This window comes from Desulfoscipio sp. XC116 (genome assembly GCF_039851975.1).
Classification (GTDB): Bacteria; Bacillota; Desulfotomaculia; order Desulfotomaculales; family Desulfallaceae; genus Sporotomaculum.
The window spans coordinates 2032701-2050159 of record NZ_CP156660.1 but is presented as its reverse complement, the minus strand read 5'-3'; the positions used below and the strand labels follow the sequence as shown (position 1 = coordinate 2050159).

General features: G+C 45.6%; 19 protein-coding genes. All 19 read left to right on the top strand.

Annotation, left to right across the window (positions count from 1 at the left end):
* The first annotated feature begins 51 nt into the window (after positions 1 to 51).
* On the top strand, positions 52 to 978 hold the full coding sequence (locus tag ABDB91_RS09760; protein ID WP_347491399.1) for an Rpn family recombination-promoting nuclease/putative transposase: 927 nt from the start codon (positions 52 to 54) through the stop codon (positions 976 to 978).
* Positions 979 to 1315: 337 nt separating this feature from the next.
* On the top strand, positions 1316 to 2905 hold the full coding sequence (fliD, locus tag ABDB91_RS09755) for a flagellar filament capping protein FliD (protein WP_347491398.1): 1590 nt from the start codon (positions 1316 to 1318) through the stop codon (positions 2903 to 2905).
* A gap of 28 nt (positions 2906 to 2933) precedes the next feature.
* On the top strand, positions 2934 to 3311 hold the full coding sequence (gene fliS, locus ABDB91_RS09750; RefSeq protein WP_347491397.1) for a flagellar export chaperone FliS: 378 nt from the start codon (positions 2934 to 2936) through the stop codon (positions 3309 to 3311).
* A gap of 6 nt (positions 3312 to 3317) precedes the next feature.
* Positions 3318 to 3767 carry a flagellar export chaperone FlgN gene (gene flgN / locus ABDB91_RS09745; RefSeq protein ID WP_347491396.1) on the top strand — a complete coding sequence of 150 codons (450 nt, stop codon included), beginning with the start codon at positions 3318 to 3320 and terminating at the stop codon, positions 3765 to 3767.
* 24 nt (positions 3768 to 3791) lie between these two features.
* On the top strand, positions 3792 to 4133 hold the full coding sequence (locus tag ABDB91_RS09740; RefSeq protein WP_347491395.1) for a flagellar protein FlaG: 342 nt from the start codon (positions 3792 to 3794) through the stop codon (positions 4131 to 4133).
* Positions 4134 to 4453: 320 nt separating this feature from the next.
* Entirely contained in the window at positions 4454 to 4861 is a 408-nt protein-coding gene (flgB, locus tag ABDB91_RS09735; protein ID WP_347491394.1) for a flagellar basal body rod protein FlgB, read from the top strand.
* A 2-nt stretch (positions 4862 to 4863) separates the two neighbouring features.
* Positions 4864 to 5310, top strand: a complete 447-nt coding sequence (gene flgC, locus ABDB91_RS09730) for a flagellar basal body rod protein FlgC (protein WP_347491393.1) — start codon at positions 4864 to 4866, stop codon at positions 5308 to 5310.
* A gap of 24 nt (positions 5311 to 5334) precedes the next feature.
* Entirely contained in the window at positions 5335 to 5619 is a 285-nt protein-coding gene (gene fliE, locus ABDB91_RS09725; protein WP_347491392.1) for a flagellar hook-basal body complex protein FliE, read from the top strand.
* A 29-nt stretch (positions 5620 to 5648) separates the two neighbouring features.
* Positions 5649 to 7172 carry a flagellar basal-body MS-ring/collar protein FliF gene (gene fliF, locus ABDB91_RS09720; protein WP_347491391.1) on the top strand — a complete coding sequence of 508 codons (1524 nt, stop codon included), beginning with the start codon at positions 5649 to 5651 and terminating at the stop codon, positions 7170 to 7172.
* A gap of 5 nt (positions 7173 to 7177) precedes the next feature.
* The gene (gene fliG / locus ABDB91_RS09715; protein ID WP_347491390.1) at positions 7178 to 8191 is read left to right on the top strand and encodes a flagellar motor switch protein FliG; all 1014 of its coding nucleotides are present in this window, start codon (positions 7178 to 7180) and stop codon (positions 8189 to 8191) included.
* Entirely contained in the window at positions 8175 to 8972 is a 798-nt protein-coding gene (locus tag ABDB91_RS09710) for a FliH/SctL family protein (RefSeq protein WP_347491389.1), read from the top strand. The genes fliG and ABDB91_RS09710 overlap by 17 nt, the downstream gene beginning before the upstream one ends.
* A 4-nt stretch (positions 8973 to 8976) precedes the next feature.
* Positions 8977 to 10293: a flagellar protein export ATPase FliI gene (fliI, locus tag ABDB91_RS09705; RefSeq protein ID WP_347491388.1), complete on the top strand. Its 1317-nt coding sequence runs from the start codon at positions 8977 to 8979 to the stop codon at positions 10291 to 10293.
* Positions 10294 to 10344: 51 nt separating this feature from the next.
* On the top strand, positions 10345 to 10776 hold the full coding sequence (gene fliJ, locus ABDB91_RS09700) for a flagellar export protein FliJ (RefSeq protein WP_347491387.1): 432 nt from the start codon (positions 10345 to 10347) through the stop codon (positions 10774 to 10776).
* A 96-nt stretch (positions 10777 to 10872) separates the two neighbouring features.
* Positions 10873 to 12573: a flagellar hook-length control protein FliK gene (locus tag ABDB91_RS09695; RefSeq protein WP_347491386.1), complete on the top strand. Its 1701-nt coding sequence runs from the start codon at positions 10873 to 10875 to the stop codon at positions 12571 to 12573.
* A 149-nt stretch (positions 12574 to 12722) separates the two neighbouring features.
* The gene (locus tag ABDB91_RS09690; protein ID WP_347491385.1) at positions 12723 to 13361 is read left to right on the top strand and encodes a flagellar hook capping FlgD N-terminal domain-containing protein; all 639 of its coding nucleotides are present in this window, start codon (positions 12723 to 12725) and stop codon (positions 13359 to 13361) included.
* 112 nt (positions 13362 to 13473) lie between these two features.
* The gene (locus ABDB91_RS09685) at positions 13474 to 13872 is read left to right on the top strand and encodes a TIGR02530 family flagellar biosynthesis protein (RefSeq protein WP_347491384.1); all 399 of its coding nucleotides are present in this window, start codon (positions 13474 to 13476) and stop codon (positions 13870 to 13872) included.
* Between the two features lie 91 nt (positions 13873 to 13963).
* Positions 13964 to 14761 (top strand): flagellar hook-basal body complex protein, encoded by a 798-nt coding sequence (locus ABDB91_RS09680; protein WP_347491383.1) that lies wholly within the window; start codon positions 13964 to 13966, stop codon positions 14759 to 14761.
* An 83-nt stretch (positions 14762 to 14844) separates the two neighbouring features.
* The gene (locus tag ABDB91_RS09675) at positions 14845 to 16671 is read left to right on the top strand and encodes a flagellar hook-basal body complex protein (protein ID WP_347491382.1); all 1827 of its coding nucleotides are present in this window, start codon (positions 14845 to 14847) and stop codon (positions 16669 to 16671) included.
* A gap of 259 nt (positions 16672 to 16930) precedes the next feature.
* Entirely contained in the window at positions 16931 to 17455 is a 525-nt protein-coding gene (locus tag ABDB91_RS09670) for a flagellar basal body-associated FliL family protein (RefSeq protein WP_347491381.1), read from the top strand.
* Positions 17456 to 17459: the final 4 nt, after the last annotated feature.

The window sequence follows — 17459 nt, the reverse complement described above, 5'->3', positions numbered from 1 at the left end:
TCAAATCTGGTATAATAAGGGTAGTAGAACCTACCGGAGGGAGTGCCGGATTTGGCGAAGATAAAAGGAATCAACCGAACCAACGATTACCTGTTTAAAAGGATATTCGGCTCGGACGAGGGCAAAGATGCACTTATCGGTTTTCTTAATGCCGTGCTGGAACCATCACCGAGTCAAGAATTAACATCTGTGGAGTTGTTAGACCGGGAACTGGATCCCAAATACTTGCTGGACAAAGCTGCCAGACTGGACATTCTGGCCCAAACAGCAACCGGGTCATTGGTGAATATAGAAGTGCAGGTAGTAAATAAATACAACATCGACAAAAGAACCCTGTTTTACTGGGCAGGGCTATATCACGGACAATTGGGCAGTAGTGAGAACTTTATAAATCTCAGAAAAACTATCACCATCAACATACTCGGCTTTAACTGGTTTAGGGGGAATACCGGTAAATATCATCACACCTTTCATATTAGAGAAGACCAAACGGGTGAGTTGTTGAACGATGATTTGGAAATTCATTTCCTGGAGTTGGGGAAAGTTGCCAAGTTGAAGCGCAAACCCTTGAATAACCTGGAGGAATGGCTGCTTTATTTAAATAATATTCAAGGAGAAGAAATGGAGGAAATCGCCATGGGAAACCCCGGAATTCGGAAAGCATTGACCATTGAACAGATCTTCTTAAAGAACAATACGGAGCGCAGGCTATACGAGCTCAGGGAAAAAGCCGTTAGGGATGAAATCTCCATGCTGGCCGGTGCAAGGGCTGAAGGTGAGGCTAAGGGTGAGGCTAAGGGCAGGGCTGATGCCATTTGTACATTTCTTGATGTAAGGTTTGGCAAGTCCTCAAAGGGCTTACAGGGAAAAGTAAAGTCCATCAGTAAATTGGATGTTTTAGACAGGATCATCAACAAGATTTATACCGCCGAATCGTTGGAAGATGCCGGGGCCATTATAGATAATGCCACAAAGTGAACGATGGGCATACCGTAACCCCGGGCAAACTGCTGGGAGAAGCCTAACTGGCCTCTTCCTCGGCTTTTTTAACAGGCGGCATATATTCGGTTTTATGCTTCATCATGCTGCAGACAATATTAACCAACCTTCGCAATATCTCGGTATAAATCCAAGTCGTACATTTCCTGTTTAATTGCCTGGGTACCTTGAATAATCGGCGTATGGGAAGATAAGTGGGGGCAAATAACTTTTTATCAAAAAAGATTATCAACCGTGGGATAGTTATCAAGTTTTTTATTGTTTTACCGATAACTATGTCAAAGATAAAAGTGTTGCATGAAAGGCAGTGATATTAATGGCTTCCGGCCTGAGAATAGCTGGTCTGGCGTCGGGTATTGATACTGAATCGATTATAAAGGATTTGATGAACGCACAAAGAATACCCCTCCAAAAATTACAACAGGAGAGGCAAATACTGGAGTGGAAACAGGAGGATTACCGAGAGATTAATACTGCCTTGCGTACCTTCAGGGATGTTGCTTTTAACATGAAGCTGCAGGGTACTTATATGGCTAAAAATACCCACTCTTCCAATGAAGACGCGGTTGCGGCCGAATGCTCCAGCAGTACCCCGACAGGCAGCTACACCGTTAAGGTAAATAATTTGGCAACGGGTGTGTCCAAAGGCAGTAAGGCTGAACTGGCTGATGAAAAAAATGAAGACGGTACGACAAAGACACTGGCGGAGCAGTTCGGGGTTAGCGGAGATGAAGACGGGAAAATTAATTTTACCCTGGAAGGAGCCAAAGGACAAAGCGACTTTAGTTTTGATAAGGATACGGACAGCATATATGATGTTGTGATCGCGATAAATGACGCTGACCTGGGTATTAGAGCCAGTTACGACGCCACGTTGAATCGTTTTTTCCTTAACACTGAATCAACCGGCAGTGCGCAAAAAATCGTAGTGACCAATGATGAAAACAATTTTCTGTCATATGGTGAAAGTCAGAGTGTTGGCGACAGTATACTAAAACTCGATATTCAGGAAGGCAGTGCGGACTACAAAGGGGTAGATGCTTCTTTTGATTTCGGCGACGTAACCGGGTTGACCAGTTCCACCAACACAGTGACAGTAAATGGAATAACCTTGGAGCTTAAAGAGGGTGGCGGCGCTACCGGCACTATCACGGTTTCCAATGACACAGAAGCCGTTTTTGATGCTGTTATAGATTTTATCGATAAATACAATTCTTTAATGGAAACAATATCGAATAAGCTCTATGAAAAGAGTTATAAAGATTACACACCCCTAACCGATGAACAGCGGGAGAAGCTTACCGATGATCAAATCGATACGTGGACCGATAAGGCGCGCAGTGGTCTGCTGCGCTATGATTCCATGCTGTCGGAATTATATAATAAATTTCGCACCACCATGTCTTCTGTGGTAGACGATGTTTCCGGCGGATACATGGAAAACGGCAAGCTAGTAAAGAATGACCGCCTTTCCAAGCTTGGTATTACCACAACCAAGGATTATATGTCGGCTAAATTGGAAATTAATGATTCCGTTAAAGAGCAGTTGAGGAAAGCCATAGAAAATGATCCCCAGGGTATTATTGACTTATTTACCAAGTCTTCCGATGCCGAGGATGCTTCCGATAGCGAATTGGGTATTGCACAGCGGTTATACAATAACGTAAATTACGGCATAAACCGGCTTATGGAAAAAGCAGGCAGTGAAAGTGACTTCGCACTGGTGGATGAAAGTGTTATCGGCGAGGAAATCGGTGATATAGATGACGATATTGAGACCATGGAGGATCGTTTGCAGCAGGTAGAGGACCGCTATTGGCGCCAGTTTACGGCTATGGAACAGGCCATACAACAGCTGAATTCACAAAGCGCCTGGCTTGCGCAGCAGTTCGGCATGAATGGCTAGCGGCAAGTTATGCCGGGAGGTGTAATAATTGGCTTTAAACAATCCGTATCAGAAATATCAGCAGAACTCGGTGGTCGGCGCCGCCCCCGAGGAATTAACCAATATGCTTTATAGCGGCGGAGTGCGCTTTATCCGCCAGAGTATAATGCATATAGAAGAAAATAATATGCAAAAGGCTCATGAAACGCTGATCAAAGCGCAGGAAATATATATTTATCTTCAAAATACTCTGGATAAAAACATAGAGATATCCAATAATCTGGATCGCCTGTACGATTTTATTATTCAGCAGCTTATGCAGGCCAATATAAAAAAAGACATCGGCGTGCTGCAGGATGTGCAGGGTTTGGCCGAGGAATTACGAAACACCTGGCAAGAAGCTATGGCTAAGGCAAGAGGCAGGTAAACAAAATTGATAAATACTAACACCGTAGAGAAAATACTATCGCAAAAACTTAAGTTAATGCAGCAGTTTTGTGAGTTGACGGAATTACTGCAGCATGCTTTGCGCGATGAAGATATGCAAAAAATTAACGATCTGTTGGATGCCAGGCAAAGAGTTATCAATCATATTGACGAATTGGATGGACAATTGGCAGATTACCGGCCTGCCCTTGCTTGTGCTTGTCCTAACCCCGTTAACGGTAATCGGATTGGAGACATGCGGCAGGTTGAAGAAAAAATTCAGGAGTGTCTGATGCGGGCCCGGGAGCTGGATTGGGAGATTCAAGAAACAATAAAGCAAAAGTACCAGGGTATGGTTAAAAATATCGGCACCGTGCGGGTAGCCAGGCGAGCGGAAACCATGTATCGCAAAAAAGCTGCTTCCAGGTACGGGTATTTTGTCGATAAGAAAAAGTAATCCGGCAGACAGGAGGTGAAAAGCATGAGAATAGACAGTGTGGATGTCGGCTTAATTAATACAAATACATATAAACCACCAGTAACCAGGGAGGGACAGTCAGAGCCGGACGGTGCGGAAGAACAATACGGGCAGCGGGTTGAGCGGGGAGAACTGGAAAAGGCCCTGGGCCAGTTAAATGATACAATGGAAGCTTATTCAACCAAAATTCGTTTTGAGCTTCATGAAGAAAGCGGCGAAATGATGGTTAAGGTTATAAATGGGCAAGATGGCACTGTGATTCGGGAGATACCACCGGAAAAGGTACTTAATATGGTGGCATATTTTAAAAAGATATTGGGAATTATTGTCGATAAGTTTATTTAATAATCACTTGGGGTATTGCCTTAAAATAGGCGATACCTTTTTTTATCTGGTTTTTGAATAGATAGGACTTTTGTATATAGGACTTTCGTATCATTGATAAATTTGGCCATAGGCTGATATAATTTGACCGTAATACTATTATTATGATTAATTGCAACAAAATATACGTATTATCAATCCATTCGATTAAAATCTTCAGTTCTCGTGAAATTATAGACAAAATAGCAATTGCTTCATTTTTTTTTGCAGGAACCAAAAGAATAATGTTGAATTCATTTTTATATATAAAAACTGGTTGACTTTTCTTGGGGAGGCCTCAAATGGAAATTCTGAATGATTCTCTGTCGACTATACTCGCTAAACAGTTGGATGCCTGTACTTTGCGCCAGAAAGTAATTGCCAACAATGTTGCCAATGTGAATACGCCCATTTTTAACAGATCCAGGGTGGATTTTCAGCAGCATTTGAAAGAGGCGTTGGACAGCGGCGGTTTTGCTATGCGTACGGCTGATGAACGGCATATTGCCCCAAGACAAGGGGGTTTGGACAGTCTGGTTCCGAAAATAGTCCTGGAAAATGCCACTGCCATGAAGGCCAGTGGCAATAACGTGGATATTGATGAAGAAATGGTTGACCTGGTCAGCAACACCCTTTTATACAGGTTGGCAACCAGGGTGCGCAGTGACCGGGCCAACACGATGAGTTATGTTATTAAGGGAGGCAGGTAACAATGGCGTTATTTGAAAGTTTTGGTATTAGCGCTTCGGGCATGACGGCCAACCGGTTTTGGTCTGATTTGGTCGCCAATAATGTGGCCAATATTCACAGCAGCGGCACTCCGGGTGATCCGACCAATCAGCCTTATCGTCGGCAGGTGCCGGTTTTTGCTGAAATGTTGCGCCAGCAAACAGGCGCGGCTCTCCCAAATGCCGCTGAAATGCCGGGCAAAGGGGTGCAGGTAACTCAGCTGATAAATGTGGATAATGAACCTTTATTGGTACATGATCCCGGCCACCCGGACGCTGATCCGGAAACCGGCTATGTGGCTTATCCCAATATTAATATTTTAAACGAGATGGTTAGCTTAATAGCAGCTTCCAGAGCCTACCAATCTAATGTCACCGTTTTGGAATCGGCCAAAAGCATGGCTCTTGCCGCATTGGAAATGGGTAGGTAAAACACCTGAAAAAGGATGATAAAAATGAAAGTTCCGCCCGTCTCAACGCCGACTGCTACTTCGGAGCCTTTTGTTGAAAACAACAAATCAGACTCCTTTAGAAAAGTATTCGACAAGGCAATGCAAAACTTAAATGAGAAGCAGCTGGAATCAGAGCAAACGGTGAAAGATTTTTTAACCGGTGAAGTGCAGGATCTTCATACGGTGATGATTGCCATGGAGGAAGCCAAGCTTACCTTGCAATTGGCTGTGGAGGTGCGAAATAAAGTAATTGAAGCTTACCAGGAAATATCAAGAATGCAAATATAGTTATTATCATTATTTAAAGGCGTGGTTGGATGAATAGCAGGTTTCTTGTTAAAATACGTCAATGGTGGCAGACACTGGAGCGACCGCGAAAAATAATGTTTATTGCGGGTTGCGCAGTTATTCTGGTTACCGTTGCCGTGCTTGGTTCGCTGTTATTGCGCACCAATTACGCACCTCTATTTACAGAGCTGGAATCGCAAAACGCCGCCAAAGTAATCGATCAGTTGGAAAGTATGTCAATACCATACCGCCTGACTAATAACGGAAAAACTATTGAGGTGCCGGAAGATCAGGTGTATAAACTGCGTATTCAGATGGCCAGCGAGGGTGTGTTACACGATAACGGGGCGGGTTTTGAACTGTTTGATGAAAAAAAATTCGGTATAACGGAATTCGAACAGCATGTTGGTTATCAGCGAGCTTTGCAAGAGGAATTGCGTCGTACCGTAGTGCAGTTGTCAGAAGTAGAACAGGCCAGGGTCCATCTGGTGCTGCCGCGGGAAAGTGTTTTCCTGGACGAAGAGGTTGTGCCGTCGGCTTCCATTGCGCTGAAGTTAAAGCCATATGCCGAGCTGAAGCCCAACCAGGTACAGGGCATCCAGAGCCTGGTTATGGGCAGCATAGAGGGATTGACACCGGAAAATATACATATTATTGATATGCAGGGCAATGTTCTTAACGATTCACTGTCGGAAACCGAGTCATTAACTGCGGCCGCCCTGGAAAACTATGAATTAAGAAGAAAATATGAAAAAGAAATGGAAACCCGGTTGCAACAGATGCTAAACCGTATTCTGGGACCCGGACGGGCTGTAGCCATGGTTTCCGCCGATATGAATTTCGATCATGAGCAGACCGTTCGTACGGAGCATGGTCCGGGTGCCGTATACAGTGAACAAACTATTAATGAAGAGGGTACGGGCGGCACTACGGGCGGTGTGCCGGCGGATGCGGAGATGCCGGGCGAACAGTTGCCCTTTTTGGGCAACCAAACCGACTCCAATTATAACAAGGAGCAGACTACTACCAATTATCAAGTTGATACTACTGAACAAACTCTAGTGAAGTCACCGGGGACCATACGCAGGTTGTCGGTTTCAGTAACGGTTGACGGTGAATATACTCCGAACAATCTGGATTCTCTGCAACAGACACTGGCCTCCGCGGTCGGTTATAATGCCGCCCGGGGTGACCAGATAACCGTATCCAGTATGGCTTTTAATGAGGAGGCCAATCCTAACTTTAATGAAACGGCTGAGACACCCACATTAACCGATCAACGATATCTGATCAGTGCGGGTATTGCGCTGGCGGTATTGATTCTTTTACTGGTGTTGTTCTTACTATTAAGAAGGAGGGCACGCCGGCGCAGGGAATTGCTGGAACTGCAGGAAGCGGAGGAGCAAGCTCGACAAGAAGCGGCCATTGCTGAAGAGCAGCAGGAATTCATAATTGAGGAGCCTAAACCGGGGTACCGTACCCAGATAAAAGAAATTGCCAAAGACAGACCGGATGATGTTGCGGAAATTCTTAAGGTCTGGCTGAAGGAGTAAATTATATGCCTGCTACTACAGCCAAATTAAACGGCTTGCAAAAAACTGCCATATTACTGATTTCTTTGGGCTCGGATTTATCAGCCGCTATTTTAAAGAAAAACTTTCACCAGGATGATATAGAAAAAATTACCCAGCAGATATCTATGATGAATACCGTGCCCAAAGAAACGCAAGAGGATGTTATGGAAGAATTCGCCCAAATGCTGCAAGCACGTGAATTTTTGATGTTGGGCGGGCCTGATTACGCTAAGGAAATGCTGCAAAAAGCGGTTGGCGACACCAAAGCTATCGAGATATTGGAGAAAGTGCAAAGCACTATTAAAAATAAACCCTTTAGCATGTTGCGCAAGACCGACCCCAAACATTTGCTTTCTTTCATCCGCGATGAACATCCGCAGGTGATTGCCTTGATATTGTCTCATTTGCATAATGATCAGGCGGCGCTGATACTTTCGGCGTTAAACCCGGAGCAGCAGAGCGCCATTGCCCGGCGGATAGCTATGACCGACCGGGTATCGCCTGAAATGATGCGCGAAGTGGAGAATATCCTGGAACGCAAGCTTTCCGTACTGGAACACAGTGAACAGAGTATGGGTGGTATAAAATCATTGGTGGATATATTAAACCGGGTTGACCGGGGCACTGAAAAAACAATTCTGGAGGAATTGGAAATTTCCGATCCCGAGTTGACCGAAGAAGTACGCAAACTGTTGTTTGTGTTTGAAGATATTGTTAAACTGCCCGACGCATCCATTCAGCGGGTGCTGAGAGAAGTTGATCCCAAGGATCTGGCCAGGGCCATGCGCGCAAGTAATGAGGATGTTCAGGAACGCTTATTTAAGAATATGTCCAAGCGGGCTTCCGATATGCTGCGTGACGAAATCAAATACATGGGACCGGTGCGCCTGAGAGATGTGGAGGAATCGCAGCAAAGAATCGTGCAAATCATCAGGCGTCTTGATGAAACCGGTGAAATTATTATTGCGCGGGGTGGTGAGGATGCCATTATCACATAAAATTATACGCTATAAAGAAATAATTTTGGATGATTTATCCCTGAAGCATTCTTTAGATTTAAGGCATAGATTTACAGTGCATAAAACGAAAGACCATCCGGAGCAAGATGAAATCAAACAAGTCGATGAAACATGCGAAGGAAATCAAGAAATTGATAATATGATTCAGGAGTTGTTATCCGGGGCCAAGCGTGAGGCTGAAGATATTTTGCAAAAGGCTCGCAAGAATGCTGTAGGTATTATAACCGGCGCCCGGCAAAAAGCAGCTTTGGAGGCTGAAAAGATAAAGGAGGATGCGGCCGGAGAGGGACGGGACAAGGGTTACAATGCCGGCATGGATGAAGCAATAAAAGAAGCGTCTTCCATTAAATCGGAAGCTAAAGCAGTGCTGGCACAGGCAGAAGAGGCTCGCCGGGAAAAGCTGGCCCATATAAAGGACGAAGTGCGCTGCCTGGCACTGGAAATAGCTGAAAAGTTATTAAACCGTGAACTGCAGACTAATGCTGAGGCGGTGATGGCTATTGTGGATGAAGCCATGCAAATGGTAGGCAATCGGCCGTATGTTCTCTTATGGGTACATTCCCGGGATAAACAAATATGTGAAAAGCACCGTGATCAATTGCTGGGTCATCTGCCGCCTAAAGCCGAGCTGCAAATTACGGCCGATGATGCGGTGGAACCGGGCGGCTGCGTTGTGGAGACGGATTACAGTAAAGTAGACGCCAGACTATCTACCAGGTGGCAATCTTTACTGGCCGCCATCAAAGAGGAGTCTGAATAATGCTATGCACGATTTGTCCAAAGAGATTTCCAAATGGCGGGAAAAAATCCAACAAATAAAAATATTGCGGCCGACCGGCAAGGTAACCAAGGTTATCGGCCTTACCATGGAAGTAAAGGGTATAGCCGCCGGTGTGGGTGAAATCTGCGATATTCATGTACCCGGCGAAACCGGACCCGTATTGGCTGAGGTAGTGGGTTTCCAGGAAGATTCCTCCATATTAATGCCGCTGGGCGAACTGCGGGGGATGTTTCCGGGTTGTTTGGTAGTACCCAGGGGCGAGCAGCTTACCGTAAATGTGGGACAGGAACTCTTAGGCAGAGTGCTGGACGGTCTGGGAAAACCAATGGATGGTAAACACCTGGGTGTTAAACAAGCCTATACGGTCAATAACGCTCCACCCGGCCCGCTGGGCAGGAAACGCATTAGCGAAGCATTTACCACGGGTGTGCGGGCGATTGATGCTCTGTTAACCTGCGGCCAAGGGCAGCGCATCGGTATCTTTTCCGGCAGCGGGGTTGGCAAAAGCACATTGCTGGGCATGATGGCCAGGTTTTGCAGTGCCGATTTAAATGTTATTGCATTGATTGGTGAACGTGGCCGTGAAGTATTGGATTTTATTGAAAACGACCTGGGACCCGAGGGGTTGGCCCGCTCGGTGGTGGTGGCCGCCACTTCCGACCAGCCCGCCCTGGTGAGGCTGAAGGGCGCGTTTGTTGCCAGTGCTATAGCCGAGTATTTTCGGGACCGGGGGCAAAATGTGCTTTTATTTATGGATTCTGTTACCCGTTTTGCAATGGCTCAGCGTGAGGTGGGGTTGGCCATCGGGGAACCTCCGGCTACCAAAGGTTACACGCCTTCGGTATTCAGCCTGCTGCCAAAGCTGTTGGAACGCTCCGGCACCGCTCGCCGCGGTACTATCACTGCTTTTTATACCGTGCTGGTGGAGGCGGATGATATGAATGAGCCTATCGCTGATGCGGTAAGGGGTATATTGGACGGGCACATAGTGCTTTCACGCGAACTGGCGGCCCGCAGTCATTTTCCGGCAATTGACGTGCTGCATAGCGTGAGCAGATTGATGAATGATCTGGTTGATCATGATCATAAACAGGCAGCTTCATGGCTGCGGAATCTTTTAGCCGCCTATACACAGTCGGAGGATCTGATTAATGTGGGGGCTTATACGCGCGGTTCCAACAAGACTATTGACGAGGCTATTAAGTATTACCCTAAAATAAACCAGTTTTTGTGCCAGGATGTTCATGAAAAGTCAGAATTCGATAAAACTATTGAAGACCTGATAACGCTAAAGAAGTGATTGCAAGCAATTCTCAGTACCGCTAGTTAAAACAGTTGGAGTGATAACCGCATGAAGAAATTTCAGTTTCGGCTGGAACCGGTATTAAAGCACCGGGGGGCCCGCGAAGAAAAAGCCGCTCTGGAACAGGCCCGTGCCCAGGAAGAATATATGCACAACTACCAAGTGTTGTGTAATACCATGGAAAAATTGGAGCAAGCCGCACAAGGGGACCAGGCCATGGATCAGTTTGATTTATTTAATACTCAGGCCTATTGCAGCTATATGACTCAAGAGGTACGCAAGCAGGAAGCGGTTTTGCACAGCTCCGGCCAGAAATTGGCCGGTTGCCGTAAAAAACTGATTAAGGCTATGCAGGAACGTTCCATAATCGAAAAACTTAAGGAAAACCAATTACAATCCTATAACAAGTTTGTTGCATCGTTTGTACAGAAGGAATGCGATGAAATAGCTACACAACAGTTTTTGCTCAGAAACAAATAATAATCTCGGCAAGGTGGTGGTGTTGGTTTAATTATATATACGTAAATAAATATAGCGGAAGGGGGGTGTACAGGAATATATATTGATAATTTTTTTATGCCGGCTATACAGGCAAACTATAGTACGGATGGAACGTCTTCTGCGCTTCAGTCAAATGCAAATAATGACTTTAAACAAATTCTCAATGTGCTGTCCGGCGCTGTGGTTGGCAGCGGGAAAAAAGACCGTGCTGAAACGACAGGGGAAATGGACAGCGAGCAATTGGCACATAAATCCGCGGGTAAATCTTTGTCCGATGAGGAAATATGTGATGTTTTGCAAGCGGCTTGCGCCGGGCAACTGCCCATCGAACAAATAGCTCAGTTATTAGCACTGGATAGCAGCTTATCAACCGGGCAAATGCTGCATGAAATACCGGCTAATCAAGGCCCATCCGGTATTTCACCGGAAGCTATGGCTTTGCTTGCTCAATTGCTGTTGCAGTCAAACGGTGATTCCGGGGCGGAGCAGATGACAGCCGTACAGGCAGGTTTTGAAAAGCCAATAGCACAAACATCCGCTGATACATCCTTAGCTGCTGCCATGCGTAATTTAAGCCAAACTGATATTACAATATTGAATACGATAGCAAGCCGGGCAGCGGAAATAATGCAAAGCAAAACTTTGCCGGACTCGATAACAGGTCCGGTTCTGCGTGGTTATGAGGCAAATGCCGCCGGCAGTAAAACAGGGTCTCAATATAACGGAATACCGCTGTCCCAATTAACGGCCCGGTGGCAAGAATTATTTGTACCAAACAATTTAACCCGGGTTAGTGTTAAACAGGCGGGAGAACCGGCTAATACCGCTGTTTCCGGTTTAACCACCCAGGGAAACGCGATGACAAGTAATATGGAAACAAAACAAAATACCACTGTTTCCGGTTTAACCACAGCCTGCCTGAATTCCGACGATTATGCCATCGCTTTGGCAAAAGCAAACAGGCCGGTACAGGGGACAGTACTAAACAATAATTCAAAAAACATGTTAGCAATGAATACAACCGCATTTACGGTATCCGACATTGAAGCAGAAGCAAACAAAGGAGCTGCTGTTGTTCAATCGGGCTCCGCAATGCAAACCGGGACAAAAAATGCCTTACCCCTAAGTATTCAAACGTTAATTCTGGGTGGTCCGGGCCAACAAACATATGCGGCTAATACACCGACTGCCAACGCGTTATCAGGAGAAACATCGAAGGATACCGGTGGAAACAGCCAGCAACTTGACGGCGCACAGATGGCTATGAATATAACGTCGTCTTCCACAGCCGGTACAGCTAAAGCAGCGGGCGGTGAAATGCCCGCCTTGTTAAAATCCAGTGATAATGCGCTGTTTATGCAGCTGGCAGATGCTGTTCGAGGGCAAGTAAGTAAGGACGGTCAGGGGCAAACGCAAGTCAGACTGCAATTGCACCCGGCTAACTTGGGTGAAGTGAGCATTAAACTCACCTATAGAGATGGTAATATAACGACTCATTTTCATGCCGCTACCGAACAAGCCAGACAGGCCATTGAAAATTGTTTACCTCAATTGCGTGAAGTTCTGGCCGGACACCAGCTGAATCTGCAAAGCGCCACAGTATCCGCGGGAGATGAAGGCAGCCGCTGGGGGCAGCGGGAGAACCAGGGGCAGCAATATAGTAAAAAACGCGGTGCAAATATAACTAAATCGGGCCAAGTTACCGAAACGATCACCGGAACGAGTCCGGAAGCAATGTTGACAGGCGATGCCAACCGGCTTAATTCATTTGCTTAGAGATCTGATTAAATCTAAAGTCAGTGGTATACCGAATGGGATATTGGGCGCTAAACTAATCTAATTTAGCCAGTGCGGCATATTGAAAAGGGCTTAATCATGATCTATGGTATAAGATTGTAAAATTCACAAAAAGGGAGGTGGATAATGTGACTGAAGCAGTTAACAATAACCAAAATGATTATTATCTGCCGGACAATCAAACTCCAACTCAGACCCAGTCCCTTGCCGACCCGGAAGCATTTTTAAAAATTCTGGTGGCTCAGTTAAAGTATCAGAATCCTTTGGAACCCCAGGATAGCTCGGAATTCGTGGCTCAGTTGACGCAAATGGCTTCCATGGAACAAATGTTCAATGTCGCCAATAGTATGGACAAAATGTCGTCCCAGTATGAGCTGGCCCGGTATTTTGATTTAATCGGTCAGCAAGTATTGTTGGGCAAAGAAGATGAAGTTGTGACCGGTGTTGTGGGCGGGGTGGTCATTTATGACGGGGAGCCGAGTTTTTATCTGCTGGGAGACCCGGACGGGCAGCAATACACATTGGATCAGCTGCTTAGCGTCACCGACAGCGCCGATTACAATATTTTAAATTATTCATCGTTGATAGGGCACAATGTAGTGATCCAGGACGATTCATCGGAAGTAACGGGAACGGTGGAGAAAATTGCCATACAAGATGGCGGTATTGCTGTTTGGGTAAATGGTGAGGCGTATGGGATCGGCTTAATTAAAGAGGTTCACGGTGTGGCCGGAGAACCTGGCACGGAATTGCCGGAAGATGAGTAGCAACCAGGACATAATTTTTCTTTGGGAGATTATGCCCGAACCGACAGAGAAACAACTATGCCGGTCGACCGGATTGTTTTAGTTGACGGCACTTAAGTAGGTGATATATGCGATGGAGATCAAGGGTACCCATATACTGCCGGAACCAATTATTAATCAGCCGCCCAATAGTACCGATGTTGCCAGAAAAGCGCAATCCGGCAAACAAAATGCGAAGTTTCAAGATATTCTATCGCAAGAACTGGCCGGAGTTAACAAAATCAAAGTGTCGGCCCATGCCCAGCGCAGACTGGCCGAAAGGAATATTGTTATCGGCCGGCAGGACTGGGAAAAAATTAACAATGCTGTAGACAGGGCGGACGCCAAGGGAGCGAATAACTCGCTTCTAATACACGGCGAACTGGCCTTGATAGTAAGTGTCAAAAATCGCACGTTGATATCGGCTATGGATGAAAACGCTTTAAAAGAGCATGTTTTTACCAATATAGACAGTGCCATTATTATTAAATAGCGGCTGGACCTCAGGGAGGCTGCGGACCGCCGAATGATTGAAGCGGTTACTGAGATATTATTTCTCCTATAGATATCAAGGAGGTTGTGAAGTGATTCGTTCTATGTATTTGGGCCTGTCCGGCATGCACAACTACCAGGTGCGCTTGGATGTGGTTGGCAATAACATAGCCAACGCCAGCACCACCGGCTTTAAGGCGGGCCGGGCCGGTTTTCAGGATGCCATGTATATGGCCATGGGAGCTGATGATTCCTGCCAGATCGGCACCGGTCTTACAGTTTCCGATATATCGAATAATTTTAAACAAGGGATTACCATGTACACCGGCAGAACCCTGGACCTGGCTGTTAACGGCAATGGTTTTTTTGCCGTAACCGATGAAGAATCCGATTCGGACAGGTTGATGTTTACCAGAGATGGATCTTTCTATATTGATGAAGAAGGATACATTGTTAATTCATCGGGACTGCGATTGGTTAGTGATGGAGAAGACTCTATACAAATAGAGCTTGCGGAAGGCCAATCTCTTGATGATGTTTATATAGATGATAACGGAGATATTTATGTGACCGATCCCGAAGGTGATGTTGACGATGACCCTACGCCTATTGGCCGAATTGGGTTGTTTAATTTTGCCAACGTAAATGGGCTGACCAATATCGGTGATAACTTGTACCTGAACAATGATCTGTCGGGTGAACCTTTGCTCGGTGAACCCGGGACGGAGTCTTTCGGGGTTATAAAGTCTGGATTTCTGGAGAACTCCAACACAGATATGGCGCAGGAAATGGCTAATCTTATAGAAACACAACGTGGCTATCAGGCCAGCACAAAAGTTTTCACCACCGCTGATGAAGTATTGCAATCAATTATCGAGCTTAAGAGGTAAATTGCCGTGATCGGGTGTTGGCACAACAGCAAATGCATAAGTGCCAACTAAATTGATAGTTAAAATATAGGAGGGCCGATTAAATGATTCGTTCTCTGTATTCCGGAGTTTTAGGCATGAAAAATCACCAGATCCGCATGGATGTGATTGGCAATAATATTTCCAACGTAAATACCCCCGGCTATAAATCCAGCCGGGCCAACTTTCAGGATGTCATGTATCAGACGGTTAAACAGGGTGGTATTAAATCTAACCCCGCCCAGGCGGGTATTGGTATCAACGTTGCCAGTATTAATTCAGATATGACTCCCGGGGGATTGCAGCCCTCTAATCGGACATTGGACCTGGGCATTTCCGGCAGCGGGTTTTTCAAGGTTTCGGACGGTTCAATTGATTACTATACCAGAGAAGGTATTTTTTACTTAACCCGCAACGGGGATCTTGTTAATTCCAGCGGTTATGCATTAAAAGGCGAAACCTGGAACAAAGCTAAATCAGAGGTTGCGATATCAGATCCGGATGCCGCAATGGTTACTAAAGCATCGGGAGAAACTGCTGCCGGGGGCACCACTGGAAATATTAAAGTGGTAACCACCGCTAATGGGGCTGATTTGAATGGTTACACCATAACATTTAATGATGGACTAGACCAAGCAAACAGCTCAGTTGATACTACAACCAAAACCATCATTGTTGGTACGCAAGATGCGACTGATACTGCCGCAGGGGTAACGGCTGCAATTAATGCCGCCATAGCTACCGAAGCAAGTCTAAGCGGCATTACCGTTGGAACTATTGTTAACGATGGCACTGGTTTTGCCAAAGCTGATTTGGATGGAGACAATGTAGGTCTTTATACTAACAGAGCAATAGGTACAAGTAATTCAGGTACTGCCGCTACCGGGAATATTACGGTAACAACAACTACCGGCGGTACCGAATTGAATGGCTATACCATAAAATTTGATAATACAATAGACCAGGCAAACGGCTCTGTTGATACTGCAACCAAAACTATCATTGTTGGTACGCAAGATGCGGCTGATACTGCCGCGGGGGTAACGGCCGCAATTAATGCCGCCATAGCTACCGAAGCAAGTCTAAGCGGCATTACCGTTGGAACTATTGTTAACGATGGCACTGGTTTTGCCAAAGCTGATTTAAATGGAGACAGCGTAAACCTTTTAGCCGGCAAATCGTTATCGCTGCAAGGTGTTCTGGCGGATGGGACCAAGGTCGACACACCGGTAGTGGTTGATCTTACATCATCCAATGATTTGAGCCTGGATCAGATTATAGATAAAATAAACGCCGAACAAGAAAGATCCGGTGTAATGGCATATAAGTATACTGATGATAATGATAATGTAAAGCTAGTGTTGACTACGGTATATAACGGTTATGATAAAAAATATGAATCAGATGCCGCTCTGAACATTTCCAGTGCCGGTTTTGATACCGCTTCCGACCCTAACCTTGACACCACGGCATTTTTAAACGGTTATACTAATGACGTTGATATCAGCATAGGAAACATACCCGTAGCCGACATTGCTATTCAAAGTGACGGTACTATTTCAGGAACCAATACCGATAACGTACCGCTTAAGTTTTCCAACGGCACGGATGCTGCCAGAATTTCGCTATATGTTTTTAATAACCAGGACGGGCTGGAGCGATTTAAAGATAATCTTTACAAAGATAACGCCAGCAGTGGTTCGGGGTTAATGGGCGTTGCCGGGAGTGACGGATATGGCACTATTGAGTCGGGTTACCTGGAAATGTCCAATGTAAATTTGACTGATGAGTTTTCCAATATGATTACCACCCAGCGTGGTTACCAGGCCAACTCCCGGATAATCACAGTATCGGACACCATGCTCGAAGAGCTGTTGAATCTGAAGCGGTAGCAGGCATGAGCGATAAAGGTGGTAACATGAGCAATTAAGAGGCAGTAAGTGCGATGTTTGAAGTCCGTCATTGCGAGGAGCGAAGCGACGAAGCAATCTCCGTTTTACAGCCCGCATTTCTTTGGGGGCTTGCCTTGAAGTCCAAGATTGCTTCGCTGCGCTCGCAATGACAGTCGCACAATATGTTATTTATACATAAGAAATTCGCAGATAAAATATTGACGAAAAACTTAACTTATTACGTTAGGATGAGTGATAAATGGCCTTAAGGAAGCGCAAAAAGGAAGATAAACAAACTAAAGTGACAACAACAGCCGCAGCCGCAGCGGATAAACCTGCACGGAGCAATCTAATGGCTATGTTCCTGATGATGCTGATGGTATTTGTGGTGGGAGCCGGCATGGTTATCGGGTACTTTAAATTTATTGATCCGGGCAGTGATAGCGATAGTGCCAATGCCAAGCCTACAAAGGAGATAACTATGTCGTCCATGGAATTGGGCGATATGGTAGTCAACCTGGCGGACCGGAACGGCAACCATTTTCTTAAGACAAAGATAGTTATCGAATATCCGGAAGATAAAAAAACAGCGGAATTGGTGCAGGAAAAAAAATCTCACATTATTGAAGCGGTATTACTTGCTTTACGCAAGAAAACCGTTGATGAAATTAAGCCGCCCGAGGCCACCGAAAAATTGAAACAGGAACTCGTAACAGCTATTAATAACCGGCTTGAAGAAGAGGTTATAGAAAGGGTAATTTTTACTCAGTACATAGTTCAATAGCCCA

Bases quoted from the DNA above. Each gene is read 5' to 3' on its own strand.
- ABDB91_RS09740 (WP_347491395.1), top strand. From the start codon at position 3,792: ATGAGAATAGACAGTGTGGATGTCGGCTTAATTAATACAAATACATAT.
- fliJ (WP_347491387.1), top strand. From the start codon at position 10,345: ATGAAGAAATTTCAGTTTCGGCTGGAACCGGTATTAAAGCACCGGGGG.
- ABDB91_RS09675 (WP_347491382.1), top strand. From the start codon at position 14,845: ATGATTCGTTCTCTGTATTCCGGAGTTTTAGGCATGAAAAATCACCAG.
- flgB (WP_347491394.1), top strand. From the start codon at position 4,454: ATGGAAATTCTGAATGATTCTCTGTCGACTATACTCGCTAAACAGTTG.
- ABDB91_RS09710 (WP_347491389.1), top strand. From the start codon at position 8,175: ATGCCATTATCACATAAAATTATACGCTATAAAGAAATAATTTTGGAT.
- ABDB91_RS09695 (WP_347491386.1), top strand. From the start codon at position 10,873: ATGCCGGCTATACAGGCAAACTATAGTACGGATGGAACGTCTTCTGCG.
- fliI (WP_347491388.1), top strand. From the start codon at position 8,977: ATGCACGATTTGTCCAAAGAGATTTCCAAATGGCGGGAAAAAATCCAA.
- fliE (WP_347491392.1), top strand. From the start codon at position 5,335: ATGAAAGTTCCGCCCGTCTCAACGCCGACTGCTACTTCGGAGCCTTTT.
- ABDB91_RS09670 (WP_347491381.1), top strand. From the start codon at position 16,931: ATGGCCTTAAGGAAGCGCAAAAAGGAAGATAAACAAACTAAAGTGACA.
- fliD (WP_347491398.1), top strand. From the start codon at position 1,316: ATGGCTTCCGGCCTGAGAATAGCTGGTCTGGCGTCGGGTATTGATACT.
- fliF (WP_347491391.1), top strand. From the start codon at position 5,649: ATGAATAGCAGGTTTCTTGTTAAAATACGTCAATGGTGGCAGACACTG.
- ABDB91_RS09685 (WP_347491384.1), top strand. From the start codon at position 13,474: ATGGAGATCAAGGGTACCCATATACTGCCGGAACCAATTATTAATCAG.
- flgC (WP_347491393.1), top strand. From the start codon at position 4,864: ATGGCGTTATTTGAAAGTTTTGGTATTAGCGCTTCGGGCATGACGGCC.
- fliG (WP_347491390.1), top strand. From the start codon at position 7,178: ATGCCTGCTACTACAGCCAAATTAAACGGCTTGCAAAAAACTGCCATA.